This is a genomic window from Listeria sp. PSOL-1 (assembly GCF_902806445.1).
GTDB lineage: Bacteria > Bacillota > Bacilli > Lactobacillales > Listeriaceae > Listeria.
In genome coordinates, this window is the sequence record NZ_LR760298.1 from 1,185,838 (window position 1) to 1,202,263 (window position 16,426).

Annotated in this window: 13 protein-coding genes; 4 read left to right on the plus strand and 9 right to left on the minus strand. The window is 37.8% G+C overall.

The annotated features are described in order from the left end of the window. Positions 1 to 19: 19 nt before the first annotated feature. Entirely contained in the window at positions 20 to 613 is a 594-nt protein-coding gene (locus G6Q10_RS05755; protein WP_370519543.1) for a YpmS family protein, read from the minus strand. Between the two features lie 31 nt (positions 614 to 644). Beyond that, positions 645 to 1,484: a DegV family protein gene (locus G6Q10_RS05760; RefSeq protein WP_163654024.1), complete on the minus strand. Its 840-nt coding sequence runs from the start codon at positions 1,482 to 1,484 to the stop codon at positions 645 to 647. 166 nt (positions 1,485 to 1,650) lie between these two features. Between G6Q10_RS05760 and G6Q10_RS05765 the strand changes: the two genes are divergently transcribed. From G6Q10_RS05765 to G6Q10_RS05780, 4 genes are all read left to right on the plus strand, one after another. Beyond that, entirely contained in the window at positions 1,651 to 2,280 is a 630-nt protein-coding gene (locus G6Q10_RS05765; RefSeq protein WP_163655773.1) for a transcriptional regulator CcpN, read from the plus strand. A gap of 13 nt (positions 2,281 to 2,293) precedes the next feature. Next, positions 2,294 to 3,118, plus strand: a complete 825-nt coding sequence (locus G6Q10_RS05770; RefSeq protein WP_163654027.1) for a pyruvate, water dikinase regulatory protein — start codon at positions 2,294 to 2,296, stop codon at positions 3,116 to 3,118. 12 nt (positions 3,119 to 3,130) lie between these two features. Further along, positions 3,131 to 5,776 (plus strand): pyruvate, phosphate dikinase, encoded by a 2,646-nt coding sequence (ppdK, locus tag G6Q10_RS05775; RefSeq protein WP_163654030.1) that lies wholly within the window; start codon positions 3,131 to 3,133, stop codon positions 5,774 to 5,776. A 166-nt stretch (positions 5,777 to 5,942) separates the two neighbouring features. Then, positions 5,943 to 7,316: an L-cystine transporter gene (locus G6Q10_RS05780; RefSeq protein WP_163654033.1), complete on the plus strand. Its 1,374-nt coding sequence runs from the start codon at positions 5,943 to 5,945 to the stop codon at positions 7,314 to 7,316. An 86-nt stretch (positions 7,317 to 7,402) separates the two neighbouring features. Here the strand turns inward: G6Q10_RS05780 and G6Q10_RS05785 are convergent, their stop codons facing one another. The 7 genes from G6Q10_RS05785 to G6Q10_RS05815 form a co-directional block, all read right to left on the minus strand. Then, complete coding sequence (locus tag G6Q10_RS05785; RefSeq protein ID WP_163654037.1) at positions 7,403 to 8,386, minus strand: aromatic acid exporter family protein; 984 nt, start codon at positions 8,384 to 8,386, stop codon at positions 7,403 to 7,405. A 37-nt stretch (positions 8,387 to 8,423) separates the two neighbouring features. Further along, complete coding sequence (locus G6Q10_RS05790; RefSeq protein ID WP_163654040.1) at positions 8,424 to 9,905, minus strand: phosphohexomutase domain-containing protein; 1,482 nt, start codon at positions 9,903 to 9,905, stop codon at positions 8,424 to 8,426. A gap of 5 nt (positions 9,906 to 9,910) precedes the next feature. Then, positions 9,911 to 10,774 (minus strand): methyltransferase domain-containing protein, encoded by an 864-nt coding sequence (locus tag G6Q10_RS05795; protein ID WP_163654044.1) that lies wholly within the window; start codon positions 10,772 to 10,774, stop codon positions 9,911 to 9,913. Then, a complete protein-coding gene (locus tag G6Q10_RS05800; protein ID WP_163654046.1) occupies positions 10,771 to 11,259 on the minus strand; it encodes a dihydrofolate reductase in 489 nt (162 codons plus the stop codon). The genes G6Q10_RS05795 and G6Q10_RS05800 overlap by 4 nt, the downstream gene beginning before the upstream one ends. An 11-nt stretch (positions 11,260 to 11,270) precedes the next feature. Beyond that, entirely contained in the window at positions 11,271 to 12,215 is a 945-nt protein-coding gene (locus G6Q10_RS05805) for a thymidylate synthase (protein ID WP_163654049.1), read from the minus strand. A gap of 13 nt (positions 12,216 to 12,228) precedes the next feature. Next, entirely contained in the window at positions 12,229 to 14,103 is a 1,875-nt protein-coding gene (locus G6Q10_RS05810; RefSeq protein WP_163654052.1) for an ABC-F family ATP-binding cassette domain-containing protein, read from the minus strand. 572 nt (positions 14,104 to 14,675) lie between these two features. Then, positions 14,676 to 16,358 (minus strand): formate--tetrahydrofolate ligase, encoded by a 1,683-nt coding sequence (locus G6Q10_RS05815; RefSeq protein ID WP_163654055.1) that lies wholly within the window; start codon positions 16,356 to 16,358, stop codon positions 14,676 to 14,678. Positions 16,359 to 16,426 lie beyond the last annotated feature (68 nt).

Genomic DNA, 16,426 nt, shown 5'->3' on the forward strand with positions numbered 1-16,426 from the left:
CTTCACCCTTTCAAACATTTTATTTAACTGGTACTAAAAGTGTAAACGAAAGATCGTCTTTCTTCAAATTTAGTGTATTCATTCGCACTTTCACACCACCATCTAATTTTAACCGATCCAGTGCTAAATAGATTTTTTCCTGTTTTGGGATAACAGTTACCCAATCTGGAAACGAATAGCTACTATTTACAAGACTCATCACATAAGAAACAGGGAGCGTCAGAGCACCAATCGATACACTTTTAAGCATTAACTCAACATTCCCACCTTTTACTACTTTTGGAGAAAATGTAAGTTTTAAATCCGCCGTTTGGGATAAAAATTTAATTTTTGCAGTGAAAATGACTTGATTCGCTATATGGACTTGATAATCCAAATCCTGCTCTTTTTTAAAATCATCAATATACGTTGCGATCAATTGATTTAAGTCAGCCTTCGTTGTTTTTGACGTAAAAGCAACGGTTTTCTGACGACTGCGTACTACAGGTGATTCCTCTTTGGTCGGACTGAAAATAAAAGTGGCTAAATAAACCCAGATCAAAAAAATGAGAATACCAGCAATAAGCAAAAGGCTAATCCATTTCCAAACATTTCTTTTTTGGTGAAGATGCATTCGCGATTTCAATTCATCACCTCTTCTCATCTTATTCTGTATAATACATAATCGCATAAGCGCCAGGACCAGCATGCGTTGAAATAACTGGATCAGCAGCAAAAATAGAGATATCAGTTGAATGAACAAATGCTGTTAATTGTTCTTTTAATGTTTCTGCTGATTTTAAGCCATTCGCTTGAACAATATCGCAAGCTACAACTTCTTGGGCTTCTTTTTTTACCATATCAAGCAGTTGTTGGATTATTTTTTTATTGCTGCGTTGTTTTGTTTCTTCTTGTAATTTACCATCCGTTAAACGAGCAAGTAATTTAATGTTGAGCAAACTACCAATCAGTCCTTGTAACGAACCAATCCGCCCGCCTTTAATCAAATTTTCAAGCGTAACAACAACGATGTATAATTTGGTTTTATTACGGATATTTGTTATTTTTTCCATGATTTGCGCCATACTAAATGTTCCAAGCCCAACCATCTTTGCTGCTTCTAAAACTTGAAAAGCTTGAGCACGTGCAATAAAACCTGTATCAATGACAGTGATATCTCCACCAACGATATCTGCGGCTTGCCTTGCTGTATTGACTGTTCCACTTAAATGTTCTGTTAAGTGGAAAGATAAAATTTGATACCCCTCATCGATATATTTTTGATAAGTGCTGATAAAATGACCAATTGCCGGTTGCGATGACTTAGGTAACGTTTTTGCTTGTTCCATCAAAGACATAAAGCTTTCAGCAGTTAAATCGGTCTCCGCGTTATAATTTTTCCCGTCAATTTCAACAGTGAGCGGCAAGACCGTAATATCATATTTCATTTGTTCCTCACTTGTTATTCCAGCTGTTGAATCGGTAATGATTTTAATTTTTGTCATGCTCTTTCACATCCAATTTTGTTTAATATCATCATTATAACATTAAGCTTTATTTCCAGAAAGGATTGCTAAAAATCATTCTGCTTCTTTTAATAGTATGGCATAAATGAAGCTTGATTTTAAATATGTCATACTATATAATACGAAATATACCACCTTAAAGGATGTGATTTTTATTCAGCTAACACCACGTCAACATCAAATTATCGCCTTTGTTAAAGAGAAGGAACCCGCAACTGGCGACCAGATTGCCAAATACTTAAACTTGACACGTGCAACCATTCGAGCTGATTTATCCATCTTGACAATGACAGGGATTTTAGACGCGCGCCCTAAAGTTGGCTACTTCTTTTCCGGCCTTGAAGAAAATCCTGTCCTCTATAATACCGTTCGCCAAATAAAAGTGCTTGAGATCATGAGTCCGCCAACGATCATTACAAAAGAAACAAGTGTCTATGATGCCATTGTGACACTATTTCTTGAAGATGTTGGTAGCCTTTATGTTACGGAAGAAAATATGCTCATTGGCCTTGTTAGTCGTAAAGATTTGTTAAAAAGCGCAATTGCTGGGAGTGCTACAAAAACAACACCTGTCGCAACAATTATGAGTCGCATGCCAAACCTCTACACGATTGATAAAACCGATACCATTCTTACAGCAATGGAAATGTTAACAACACACCAAGTCGACTCACTACCTGTACTCGAAACAAGTGAAAATAACCTTCATGTGGTTGGCAAGATATCTAAAACAACCATGACACAACTCTTTGTTGATACATTAAAGAAAGTCTAACAGGAGGATTGCTATGGAAAAAAGCCCCATTCTCATTTACATTATCTCTGATGCCATTGGTGAAACAGCACAACACATCATTCGTGCCGTCACTGCTCAATTTGATTTAAAAGAAACTCCAGAAATTAGACGGCATCCCTTCATTCGCGATAAAGAAATCCTTTTAGAAGTATTACATGAGGCAAAACGAGAAGAAGGTATCATCGTGCAAACACTTGTCAACTCAGAACTCGCTCAAATTTCAAGTGAATTTTGCGAAAATGAAAAACTATTTAACATTGACTTACTACATGACTTGACTTTCGCCATTAGCAAAAAAAGTGGCAAACTCTCAAAAGAAGATCCAGGTAATATGCGTCGTTTAGACCGTGCTTATTTTGATCGGATTAAAGCAATTGAATTTGCCGTTAAATATGACGACTGCAAAGATCCACGTGGTATTTTAAGTGCAAATATTGTTTTAATTGGCATCTCAAGAACAGGGAAGACCCCGCTAAGCAGCTATTTAGCGAATCAAAATTGGAAAGTAGCCAACGTACCACTTGTTCCAGAAGTAAAAATTCCAGATGAACTTTTCAAAATACCAACAGAACGCATTATCGGGCTAACAACAACACCAGAAAAGCTTGAACAAATTCGCAAAGTTCGCTTAAAATCGATTGGCTTAGACGAAACAAGCCATTATTCTAGTGAAAAGCGCATTCTCGAAGAACTTGAATATGGTTACACGATTTTCCAAAAGTTAGGCTGCCGTGTCATTCAAGTAGAAGATAAAGCCATTGAAGAAACAGCTGCACTAATCTCTGAAATTTCAAAGTGTTATCAATCATTTAAGTAGAGGTGAAAACAGATGAAAAAGTTAGTTTATCAGTTTCATGAAGGCAGAAAAGAAATGAAATTACTTTTAGGTGGAAAAGGCGCTAACCTTTCCGAAATGACAAACATTGGCCTCCCTGTTCCACCTGGTTTTATCATTTCAACAGATGCTTGCAAGCTTTATAATGAACAAAGCTCTCGACTTTCAAATGAATTATTTACGGAAGTTTTAACACATATGACACAACTTGAAAAAAAGACAGGTAAACAATTTGGTTCAGCAAAAAATCCGCTTCTTGTTTCTGTACGCTCTGGTGCCCCTATTTCCATGCCAGGAATGATGGATACCATTTTAAACCTTGGTTTAAATGATAGAGCTGTTCAAGGTTTAATTCAATTAACAAATGATGCCCGCTCTTCACTCGATTCTTATCGACGCTTTATCCAAATGTTTGGTGATGTTGTATTTGGTATTCCAAGCCAACTTTTTGAAGATACGCTTTCTCTTATTAAAAAAAAGAAAGGTTATCTGCTTGATACCGAACTAACCCCTGAGGACTTAGAAAATTTAATCCTCCATTACCAATCCATTTACTTAAAAGAAACAAGGCGCTCTTTCCCGCAAGAGCCTAAGCAGCAATTAAAGCTCGCTATCCAGGCAGTTTTTGATTCTTGGATGAACCCACGCGCTGTGATTTATCGTCGACTCCATGAAATTAACTCTAATTTTGGAACCGCTGTCAATATTCAAGCCATGGTTTTCGGAAACACAGGGAAGACGAGCGGAACAGGGATTGCTTTTACGAGAAATCCTTCGACTGGAGAAAAAGCCATATTTGGCGAATTTCTTTGGAACGCACAAGGAGAAGATGTTGTTTCTGGCATTCGGACTCCGGAAAAAATTGATAAGCTGAAAGAACAAATGCCTAACGTTTATAAAAAGTTAATCAGTACCTGTGAACAACTAGAAAATCATTATAACGATATGCAAGATATTGAATTTACGATTGAAAAAGGAAATTTATTTATTCTCCAGACAAGAAATGGCAAACGAACAGCTAAAGCCGCCATTCAAATAGCGACTGACCTCGTTCATGAAGGGAAAATCAGTAAAGATGAGGCCATTATGCGAATCAAGCCTAAAGAACTCAATCAACTACTACACCCTACCTTTGATCCTGAAGCTTTAGCTAATGGCAAAGTGATCGCAAGTGGTTTACCAGCTAGCCCAGGCGCTCGTTCAGGAAAAATTTATTTCGAAGCAAGTCAAGCTGTGACAAGAGCTGAGCATGGCACAAAAGTGATTCTCGTCCGAAATGAAACCTCTCCAGAAGACATTGAAGGGATGGCAAAAAGTGAGGCGATTCTAACGGCACATGGTGGCATGACCTCCCATGCAGCGGTCGTAGCACGTGGAATGGGAAAATGCTGTGTCGCTGGATGTTCAGAAATAATCATTGACGAAGCAGCCAAAGAAATGATCACAGCAAATGGACTGAAGCTCCATGAAGGCGATGTCATTTCACTCGATGGCACAACAGGAAAAGTTTATTTAGATGAAATAAAACAAACCAAAGCTGAGATTAGCGCTGCGTTTCATCAATTGATGGAATGGGGAAACCAGCGAAAAAAATTAAATATCTATGTCAATGCGGATACCCCAAATGATTTAGATACAGCACTACATTTTGGTGCTGAAGGAGTTGGGCTTTGTCGTACAGAGCACATGTTTTTCCATGAAGACAGACTCCCTTATGTCAGACAAATGATCATGGCTACTTCAACAACAAATAGAAAAAAAGCGCTTGCGCATTTAAAATCGATGCAAAAAGAAGATTTCTCGCAGCTATTTCGGATCGCTTCTGGGCGGCCTATCACTATTCGCTTACTGGATCCACCGCTACATGAATTTTTGCCTAAAGATCCAAAAGATATCGCTAACTTAGCTAAAGAGATGGGCCTAACCACACTAGAAATAAATGCGCATTTAAATGGGTTAACAGAGGTCAATCCAATGCTTGGACACCGGGGTTGCCGTCTAGCCATTACTTACCCAGAAATTTATATGATGCAAACAGAAGCCATTATCGAAAGCGCCATCGCTGTTTCAAGCGAATCTTTCCCTGTCCAACCCGAGATTATGATTCCACTGATCGCAACGAAAAAAGAGCTATCTCTCATAACAGCAGACATCCAAGAAACTGCAAAAAATAGATTAGAACGTACTTCAATCACGATTCCGTTTAAAATTGGCACAATGATTGAAACCCCACGCGCATGTATCACCGCTGATAAAATTGCCACCGAAGCCCAGTTTTTTAGCTTTGGTACCAATGACTTAACACAACTTACATTCGGCTTCTCCCGCGATGACGCTAGCAAGTTTTTACCAGATTACGAGCAAAAAGAGATTTTTGTAAACGATCCTTTCACGACCATCGATCAAGAAGGCGTTGGGGGGCTTATAGAAATGGCGATCATCAAAGGAAAAATAACAAATCCTAAACTAAAAATGGGCATTTGTGGTGAACATGGTGGAGATCCAGCTTCGATTCACTTTTTCCATAAACTAGGCCTTCACTATGTGTCCTGCTCCCCTTATCGCGTTCCGATTGCAAGACTTGCTGCTGCACAAGCAGCTTTAATGGATCAAACCCAAACTACCTTACAAGAATCTTAAAATCAAGCAAGCGCCACATTTTGAACATGATCCGTTCGTAAATGTGAGCGCTTGTTACTTACTTGTCTGCTAACCCTTTCTTTTTAAATTGACATTCCTATTTTTTCAATGTATCCTAAATACCAACTAATCTTATCGGATTAGTATAAAAAAGGGAGGGATCATTTTGGATACTTTATTCATTGTTAGTCATTTGATTGTTGCTTTGGCTCTTATTGGCTTATTTTTTTATCTTAGTAAAAAACATGTCTCATTTTCAAAGCGAGTCTTATTAGCGCTTGGGATTGGGATCATTGCAGGCTTTATTTTACAAACGATTTATGGCGCAAATGGTTACGTCATCAAAACGACAACAGAATGGCTCGGCATTGTTGGCGGTGCTTATATTAAGTTCCTACAAATGATTGCAATTCCTTTAATTTTTGTTTCGATTATCACGGCCTTTACGAAACTCGAACTCAAAACAAACGTTGCTAAAATTGGCTTATGGATCATTGGAACACTCGTTGTCACAGCAGCTATTGCATCATTCATTGGGATTGGTGCTGCTCTTTTATTCCATTTAGATGCTAGTCATATTTCTCAAAGTACAACAGAGTTAGCGCGTGGAAAAGAACTTCAAGATAGCTATACCGCTATGAACGCAACCACTTTCCCAGAAAAACTACTTGAACTCTTACCTGCTAATCCATTTTTAGATTTAACAGGCGCACGAAAAACTTCGACAATTGCCGTTGTTATTTTTGCCACTTTTATTGGAATTGCTTTTTTAGGTGTTCAGCGCAAGCAACCAAATGAAGCCGCTATTTTTTCAAAAGCCGTTGATGCCATTTATGCCATCACTTTGCGAATTGTTAAATTAATTTTACGCTTAACGCCTTATGGTGTATTTGCGATTATGACAAATACAGTAGCAACAAGCGAATTTAACGCTATTTTAAAACTAGGAAATTTTGTGATCGCTTCTTATGTCGCACTTATCTCCATGTTTGTTATTCATTTAATTATCGTATCTCTTTCAGGCATTCATCCATTAGATTATTTAAAAAGAGCCTTCCCAGTACTTACCTTCGCATTTACATCAAGAACAAGTGCCGGTGCGCTTCCTCTCAATATTGAAACACAGCAAACACTCGGTGTTCCATCAGGGATTGCCAATTTCGCTGCAACATTTGGCTTGTCGATTGGTCAAAATGGCTGCGCTGCAATTTATCCATCCATGCTTGCTGTAATGATCGCTACAGCAGTAGGAGATCATACCCTATCGTGGAGCTTTCTTTTAACCGTTGTGCTTGTCGTTACAATCAGCTCTTTTGGTGTTGCTGGCGTTGGTGGCGGCGCAACATTTGCTGCTATTATTGTCCTATCAACTCTCAATTTACCAATTGGACTTGCAGGTGTACTAATTTCTATAGAACCGCTGATTGATATGGGACGCACAGCTCTTAATGTAAGTGACAGCATGGTTTCTGGTATTGTGACAAGCAAAGTAACAGGCACATTAAAGAAAGAGCAGTCGATTGAAGAACTAACCACCTGACGTTTTGGACATAACAAACCGAGCGAATCGCTTGTATTTACCAGTCTTGCTAACATAAATACAAGTGATTCGCCGATTTATTTTGTCTATGATTCATATTTTTCTTTATTTCCACTTTCGCCAAATTCCATATGAAAATCATGTTTGACCTCAAGCAAATAACGGAAATCATTCATAAATTGAAATAAAACTGCTCGATTTTCAAATTCTTCACGTGTTTTTGGCAATTCGGTTTTTCGAAAATCACGTACCATTTTTGTAATGGCTTCAATTAAACTAGCGGCTGAATTATCTTCAGCCAATTCAAGTGCTGTTTTTTCAGTTAAAGAAGCGAGCGCCATACTTTGTTCATTTGACACTTCAAAAGCAATTAAATGACGCTTCATTTGCGTTAAAATACGATACTGAACAAGGCGCATGTCTACATATTGGACATAATAATGTGAGCTACCAAAAAAGTGATTATCATGATTTTGACTCGCATTTTTTTGCATTTTCGAAAGTGCTGTTTTGAGTTCAGTAAAACGACGATCATTATCTAAATAAGCGGATTGGTTTTTTAATCCTTGAGACATTGAAAACAAGATTTGTCGCATAATCGCTTCAATTTTGAGTTGTTCATTTTTTAAATTCACTTCTAATTTTGGCATATAAAGATTAAGTAAAATACCAAGTCCCGCGCCAATCATCATTAAAAGCATTTCATTTCCAAACCAATATAACGACAGTGATTTTTGAGCAAGAATATGTGTTACAAGTACCGAGCTAACAAGAATACCATCTGCTACCTTTAATTTAACGGCAATTGGAATAAAAACAAGTAGAAACAAACCAAAACTAAAGGCATTAAAACCAGTAATTAGAAAAAAGATCGCTGAAATACTAAGTGCTAAAACCGTCGAATAAATCCGCTGAACAGCAAGTAACAATGAACTTTTTTTCGTATTTTGAATGCTCAAAATCGTAATGACACCTGCAGAAACTGCATATTCTAATCCCAACCATTGCGCAAGTAAAATAGCAATCGTTGCACCAATGGCTGTCTTAAAGGTTCTCATACCAATTTTCATATTTATTCCATTCCTTCCAAATCCTTAACCTATCCTTTTATTCAAGCGTAACGGTCACCAAGCCAGAAAACTTTGCAAAAAATGGCTTTAGTGCAGTGACCATTTGCTGAACTCCGCCCACTTCATCTGCTTCTAAATGAAGTGACATAACTGGCTCATGTAAACTCATTCTAAGCAAAAACCAACCAACCTTTGTTTTTACACGAACGCCTTCAAAATTCGGTTCAACTATTGAAAAACCAGCTAGCTTTCCAATAAATGCTGGAAGAGCCGCCAATATCTCTTGCCCATATTCTTTAAAGTTTTCAGCTTGAATATATAAACGTGCCTCCTTACTTTCTTTAGGTTGCTTAAAATCAGCAATTAAATCGGCAAACGTTTGGCCAGAAGCGCTAATTTCTCCATAATTCATTAAGATTTTTGAAATGAGATACGCCCCATCGTCAAGAAAATAGTTCTCTTTAAACGCTGCATGCCCACTTACTTCAATGGCAAGCTCCGTTTTTTCACCTGCTTCATTTAACCGAATCGCTTCATTAATGACATTACGGTACCCTCGTTTAAATCGGTGAATTTTCCCACCAAGTGTCGCAACAAAATCAAACAGATAATCACTGGTTGTCGAATCCGTAACAATCGTTGTATGCGGATGTTCTTTTAAAACCATCGTCGCGATTAAAGCAATCAGCGACTGACGATTAAAACTTTTTCCTTGATGATCAACAAAAGCAGAACGATCCACATCCGTATCAAAAATCACGCCCAAATCGGCTCCATTTTCCACAACAGCGCGTTTTAAACTTGCCATAGCTTCCCTGTTATCTGGATTCGGGACATGGTTTGGAAACCTACCATCAGGCTCTAAAAATTGACTTCCAGTAATGTTAGCGCCTAATTTCTGCAAAACTTCGGTTGCAAAAAATCCTCCTGCTCCGTTTCCTGCATCTACAATAATATGACTTCCTAAAAGGGGAAATTCTTCATTTTTGTTCCCTTTTATTTTTGACACGAGGTCTGAAGCATAAGTGGCTAGTAAATTTTTGACCACCACTTGGCCACCGTCAAACCATCGATTCTCTTCTGTATGCTCGAGCAAATATGCCATATCTACGTGTTCTAAACCACCATCTTTTGTAAAAAATTTCAAGCCATTATAAAAATAAGGCAAGTGACTGGCTGTAATCATAATAGCAGCATCTGCTTCATATCCTTGATATTTAGTTGCCATAAACATCGCTGGGGTTGTACTTAGACCAACATCAATGATATCAATACCTGTTGCACTTAAACTTGTCAATAATTCGCCTTTAATTCGTTCCGCAGAAAGCCTGCTATCATGACCAATAGCAACTTTTACTCGACCACTTAATCTTTTTTTATCTTTTAGCCAGTTTGCAAAACCAAAAGCAATCGCTCTTATTCGTTCATTGGTTAATGTAATTTCGTAATCAGGCATTTCTGAGCCAATTCCACGAATATCTGAACCATTTTGAAGCGTTTTAAGATCAGTTTGAATCATTCATATCACTCACTTTCTAGCTTTTTTCTTCCAATAATTATTCGAAAATCAGCCGTAACTCGCCTACTTGAAACTTCTAAAAATCGTGCCTTATCCTTTTCAGCTAAATGCCAGCCAAGTGGTGTCATCATAAGTAAATCATTCAACCGTTCCGTATCTAATTCACATTCATACGTTAGACGTTCACTCTTGATTACTGTAAAAAATTCCGCAAAACGAGCAAGGACATTTTCATTAGAAAAATCATTTTGCTGATAAAAAAAATGACGAATTTCTTGTAAATAATTTTCTTCTGGGACAACTTTTATTAGAATGCCATTTCCATTTAATACACGTTTAAATTCGCGATAATTCGAAGGCGATAAAATATTAAGTAAGACATGAATCGTTTCATCTTGAATGGGTATATTGGCTAGATCAGCTACTAAAAACAACGCATTTTGACTATCACGAGCCGCCTGTCGAATTCCTTCTTTAGCAATATCAATTCCAACAGCCGTATGATTTACACCTAGCTTCTTTTTAATAGCGATAAGCTGACTGCCTTCTCCGCTCCCTGCATCCAGCAGCACACCGTTTTTATCTAAAGCACAAGAAGCAAGGCGTGCGAGCTCATTTGTTAATTGTGAAAAAAAGCCAGCCATAATGATTCGTCTCCGCGCTTCAAATAATGTCGCCTCATATTTCGTCGCTATCCCATGCTTTAACAAAAATAAATACCCAGGTTTAGCTAAATCAAAATGATGCCCATTTAAACATTCCATACTATATGGCGGCACAAATCTTAGCGGTAAAGAACAATGTGGGCACTGTAAAAAATCAGCTTTTTCCGCAAACAATTCCGCACTTAACATCAGCTTTGTTTTCATAACGCACGCTTTCTTTGATACGTTATAAAATCTAAATCATAAGAACTCTTTTCTCCCCGTACTAAATGCTCACGTTTCACTTCATAAAACAGCGACCAATCCACTTCTGGAAAATGCGTATCAGCATCAAAAACGGCATCAATTTGTGTCACAATCAGCTGATCTGCATTATGTAAAAAGAGCTGATAGATTTCTGCTCCCCCGCAAATCATAAGGTCTTCTGTACGTGATTTTTGAACGAGCGTCTTCACATCATTGACCACTTCGGCATCAGGAAGGACAAGTGAATCATCTCTTGTTAAGACAACGTTTTTACGTTGTGGTAAAGCTTTACCAAGTGACACATAAGTTTTCCGGCCCATGACAACGGTTTTGTTAAGTGTTTGTTTTTTAAAAAAAGCTAAATCAGCTGGAATATGCCATGGCATGCTATTATCTTTACCAATCGAACCATTTTTATCTTGTGCCCAAATTAACGTAATCAAATGTTTTCCTCCTAGACCGAAATTGGTGCCTTAATTGTTGGATGTGGATCATAGCCGTCAAGTGTAATATCCGCAACATCAAAATCAAAAATTGTTTTTGGTTGTTCATTTAAAATAAGCTTCGGTAATGGACGCACGTCACGTGTTAGCTGCTCTTTCACTTGCTCTAAGTGGTTATTATACAAATGAGCATCCCCTAATGTATGGACAAACTCACCTACATCAAGCCCTGTTTCTCTTGCGATGAGATGTGTTAACAACGCATAACTTGCGATATTAAAAGGTACACCCAAAAAAATATCAGCACTACGTTGATAGAGTTGACAACTTAATTTTCCATTGGCAACATAAAATTGAAAAAGCGTATGACAAGGAGGCAGCGCCATTTGTGGAATATCTTCTGGATTCCAAGCAGATACAATAAGTCGCCTTGAATCAGGATTTTTTTTGATCATTTGGATAACCTCGTTCAATTGATCAATGGTTTCATTTGTGGACGTTTTCCAAGCACGCCATTGTTTTCCATAAATATTTCCTAATTCGCCGTACGTAGTAGAAAATTTTTCGTCCGTTAAGATTTTTGTTTTAAACTTTGCCATTTCGGCTTGATAGAGCTCGTTAAACGACGCATCCTTAACCGCTCGTAATCCAAAATCTGTCATATCTGGACCACTGTAATCAGCGCTTTTCACATAACGTTCAAATGCCCATTCATTCCAAATGTTATTGTTATGCTTTAGCAAGTAACGAATGTTTGTATCCCCATGTAAAAACCATAGTAGTTCACTGACAACAAGCTTAAATGGCACACGCTTTGTCGTTAAAATAGGAAAACCAGCTGCCAGATTAAAACGCATTTGATAGCCAAATGTACTAAGCGTGCCTGTCCCTGTCCGGTCTCCTTTTTGAAAACCATGTTCTAATACATATTTTTCGAGCTCCAAATACTGTTTCATGATTCATTTCTCCTTAATCTGCATAGGTTGATAAATATTCCCAGCGCTCCATTAGTTGCTCAAGTTCAGCCTCTTTTGCTGTAATTTTTTCGCTTAATTCACTTGCACTTACAAAGTCAGAACCGCTTTTTTCAAGTTCTTCATTTAAATGGCTTATCGTTTGCTCTACTTCTTCAATGGTCGTTTCAATCGTTTCCCATTCGCGCTGTTCCATATAGGTAAGCCGGATTTTTTCTTTTTTCTCATCCGTTTTTTGTGGCTTTATTTGCTTTTTAACAGGTTTTCTTTCTTTTACAGTTTGTTCTTGTTCAGCTAAATAATCACTATATTCGCCGTAATAAATTTTCACCTTACCAACAGCTTCAAATACAAGTAATTTTTCTGTTATTTTGTCTAAAAAATAGCGATCATGACTAACTGTAATGATTGTTCCAGCGAAATTCTGCAAATAATCCTCAAGAACAGTAAGCGTTTCAGTATCCAAATCATTGGTTGGTTCATCAAGCAACAGGACATTTGGTTTTTCCATTAGGATTTTTAATAAGAAAAGACGTCTTTTTTCGCCTCCTGAAAGGCTTCCAATTTTCTTACCATGTGTGCTTGCCGGAAATAAAAAACGTTCTAGCATACTACTGACGCTTAAAGTTTCGCCAGTTGTTGTAACAACTTCTTGACCAACTTCTTGCAAAAAGCTAATGATCCGTTTTTCAGGATCAAGCGTTATATTTTCTTGTGTATAATAACCGATACGCACCGTGCCGCCAACGATGAGTTCGCCGCTATCTGGAAGCACTTTTTCAGCAAGTAAATTGAGTAGTGTTGACTTCCCTGTTCCGTTGTTTCCTGTAATGCCAATACGTTCACCTGGTTGAATAATAAGGCTAAAGTCGCGTAACACATGATGATCTCCGTAATATTTTTCCAAATGGTTTAGCGTGAAAACGTCTTTACCCAACCGACTTGTTTGCATATCGATTTCAAGTTTACTATCATCACTTTTTGTTTTCACTTTTTTCTCTAGTTCACCGAAACGATCTTTGCGGGCTTTTTGTTTGGTTGAACGCGCTTTTGCACCACGCCGCATCCAAGCAAGCTCTCTTCGGTAAAGATTTTCATTCTTTTCTGCTATATGCGTCTCTTGTTCTAGCCGAATTGCTTTTTGTTCCATAAATTTTTCATAATTACCAATGTAGCGAACCGCTGTGCCTCGGTCAAGCTCAACAATATGATTCGTTACTTGATCAAGAAAATAGCGATCATGCGTCACAAGCAAGACAGCACCTTTGAAGCGATTTAAATAACTTTCAAGAAAACGGATCGACGTATAATCAAGATGATTGGTCGGTTCATCCAAAATAAGCAAATCTGGCGTTTCAATCAGTACCTGTGCTAACCCAACTCGCTTTTTTTGTCCACCAGAAAGCGTACCAACCGTTTGATTTATATCTTTAATTCCTAGTTTATCAAGAATTGTTTTTGCTTCTGTATCTTTATCCCAAGCGCCTGTTTCATTCATATTCTCTTCTGCTTGGAAAAAAGCCTGATGATCGTAAGCTTGATTTTCCATTTGGCGTAGGATGCTTTCATAGTTTCTGATCGCTTTAAAGGCTGCTGTATCGGCTTTAAACACCGCTTCAATCACTGTTTTATCCTCATCTAACGCTGGATCTTGGGCTAAATAGCTAATCGTATAATCTTTACCTCGTATCATTTCTCCAGAATCTGCAGAGCTTTTCCCTGCAATGACTTCAAGTAATGTCGATTTTCCAGTGCCATTAATTCCGATTAAACCGATACGCTCACCCTCAGAAATTGTAAAACTAATATCAGTCAATAATGTTTTTTCACCAAATGTTTTCGTAACGTGCTCGATTCTTATTTGTTTCATTATAGTCCCTTCATTAACCGTTTCTATTCTTTTCTATTTTATCGAAAAAGCAGGAGATACGCAAACGTGTAATTTTAAAAATGATATTAAAAAAACAGCTAAAGTCCATCTATCTTCATCTCGTTTTTTTATAGTATTCTTACACGAAATGGAGGTTATCATGCAGTAGCAACAAATAATCCTAAAGAGTGGCCCATTCCTCAAGAAGACGTAGATAAAATCAGCAAGCTAAAACAAGTAAAAGATTATCTATCAACTTCTATAGGTGATGCTTTAAGAGGAAGTTTACAAACAGTTTCTAAAGCAAACAAGCCTAATAACAGTAGTGATCCAGATATACCAGTTCTAAGAATCGCTAGTGCTACCCATATTCCAACAGCTTACTCACGAAAGAAACAAATGTGTCATCATGGTGACACACGATCAGCAAGTTACCAATTGTTCTGATGTTGTTTTAATATTGAAGCAGGGAGGTTCTACAAAAAAGAATAATCAACTGATATAAGTAATAAAACGTACTGAGATTTGTGGTTGAACCACGAATCTCAGTACGCTTTTACTTAAAAATCGCCTTAAAACAGTCCTTTTGCATGCCCTCTTTCATCAACATCCATATTAAGCGCAGCAGGTTTTTTCGGGAGACCAGGCATCGTCATTACATCGCCTGTCAGCGCCACAACAAAACCAGCACCAAGTTTTGGAATAAACTCACGAATGTGTATCGTAAAGTTTGTTGGTCGGCCAAGTAATGCTTGATTATCGGATAAACTATACTGGGTTTTTGCCATGCAAATTGGATAACGATCCCATCCATATTTTTTAAACTCAGCAATTTGTTTTTGTGCTTTATTCGATAATTCAACACCTATACCGCCATAAACCTTTGTGACAATCTTTTCCAATTTTTCTTCAATCGATTCAGCGTTGTCGTATAAGCGTTTATAATTCGCTTTATCTTTTTCGATTTCTTGAACGACTTTATCTGCTAATTCTAATCCACCGTCGCCGCCTTTTTCCCAAACCTCAGTTAACGAAAATGGAATTTGATTTTTCGTGCAAAGTGCTTCAAGCGCTTCAACTTCATGATCTGTATCTGTTACAAATTTATTGATCGCAACAACATATGGAAGACCAAACTGTGTGATGGAATCAATATGTTTTTGTAAATTAGCAAAACCATCTTGTAATGCGGAAACATTCTCTTTTGCAAGTTCTGTTTTCGCTACACCACCGTGCATTTTTAGCGCACGAATTGTTGCTACAAGAACGACGCAATCAGGCGCTTTCCCTAGTACTGGCACTTTAATATCAAGGAATTTTTCTGCGCCTAAATCAGCACCAAACCCAGCTTCTGTTACCGCATAATCACCTAATTTCAGCGCCGTTCTAGTCGCAATAATACTATTACAGCCGTGCGCAATGTTAGCAAAAGGACCGCCATGTACAATAGCAGGTGTATGTTCAAGTGTTTGAACAAGATTTGGCTTGAGTCCATCTTTAAGCAATAAAGTAAGTGCCCCCGCATAACCTAATTCACCCACTGTAATTGGTTCTTTATTATAGTTATAGCCAATCACGATTTCACTTAAACGATGTTTTAAATCTTTCAAATCGGTTGCTAAGCAAATAATCGCCATAATTTCTGAAGCAACAGTAATATCAAAGCCATCTTCACGAGGAATCCCTTGTACCGGTCCACCTAAACCAACAACAACTTTCCGAAGCGCTCGGTCATTTAAATCGACTACACGTTTCCAAACAATCCGCCTTTGATCAATTTTTAGCTCATTCCCTTGCTGCATGTGATTATCAATCAACGCCGAAAGTGTATTATTAGCCGTAGTAATTGCATGAAAATCGCCTGTAAAATGCAGGTTGATATCTTCCATTGGGACAACTTGGGCGTAGCCTCCACCCGTTGCTCCGCCTTTAATCCCCATGGTAGGGCCAAGTGAAGGTTCACGTAAAGCAATCACTGTTTTCTTGCCCTTTTTAGAAAGCGCGTCACCTAAACCAACTGTAACTGTCGACTTTCCTTCACCAGCAGGAGTCGGATTAATAGCCGTAACAAGAACAAGTTTCCCTTGCTCTCGGTTTTTTAAAGAATGGATCGCTTCGTATGTCAACTTTGCTTTTGTTTTTCCATAAAGTTCTAATTCATCACTTGTTAAACCTAAATCTGCTGCAATTTCTGTTATTGGTGAAATCTCGGCAAGTGAAGCAATTTCAATATCTGATTTGTACGCTTTTGTCATTTTTTAATTCCCCTCCATTATGTATCTATAATTATATAAAATCCACAAAATGTAAGTGCTTTCTTTTT

Bases quoted from the DNA above. Each gene is read 5' to 3' on its own strand.
- G6Q10_RS05755 (WP_370519543.1), bottom strand. From the start codon at position 613: ATGCATCTTCACCAAAAAAGAAATGTTTGGAAATGGATTAGCCTTTTG.
- G6Q10_RS05790 (WP_163654040.1), bottom strand. From the start codon at position 9,905: ATGATTCAAACTGATCTTAAAACGCTTCAAAATGGTTCAGATATTCGT.
- G6Q10_RS05785 (WP_163654037.1), bottom strand. From the start codon at position 8,386: ATGAAAATTGGTATGAGAACCTTTAAGACAGCCATTGGTGCAACGATT.
- ppdK (WP_163654030.1), top strand. From the start codon at position 3,131: ATGAAAAAGTTAGTTTATCAGTTTCATGAAGGCAGAAAAGAAATGAAA.
- G6Q10_RS05815 (WP_163654055.1), bottom strand. From the start codon at position 16,358: ATGACAAAAGCGTACAAATCAGATATTGAAATTGCTTCACTTGCCGAG.
- G6Q10_RS05795 (WP_163654044.1), bottom strand. From the start codon at position 10,774: ATGAAAACAAAGCTGATGTTAAGTGCGGAATTGTTTGCGGAAAAAGCT.
- G6Q10_RS05770 (WP_163654027.1), top strand. From the start codon at position 2,294: ATGGAAAAAAGCCCCATTCTCATTTACATTATCTCTGATGCCATTGGT.
- G6Q10_RS05760 (WP_163654024.1), bottom strand. From the start codon at position 1,484: ATGACAAAAATTAAAATCATTACCGATTCAACAGCTGGAATAACAAGT.
- G6Q10_RS05805 (WP_163654049.1), bottom strand. From the start codon at position 12,215: ATGAAACAGTATTTGGAGCTCGAAAAATATGTATTAGAACATGGTTTT.
- G6Q10_RS05810 (WP_163654052.1), bottom strand. From the start codon at position 14,103: ATGAAACAAATAAGAATCGAGCACGTTACGAAAACATTTGGTGAAAAA.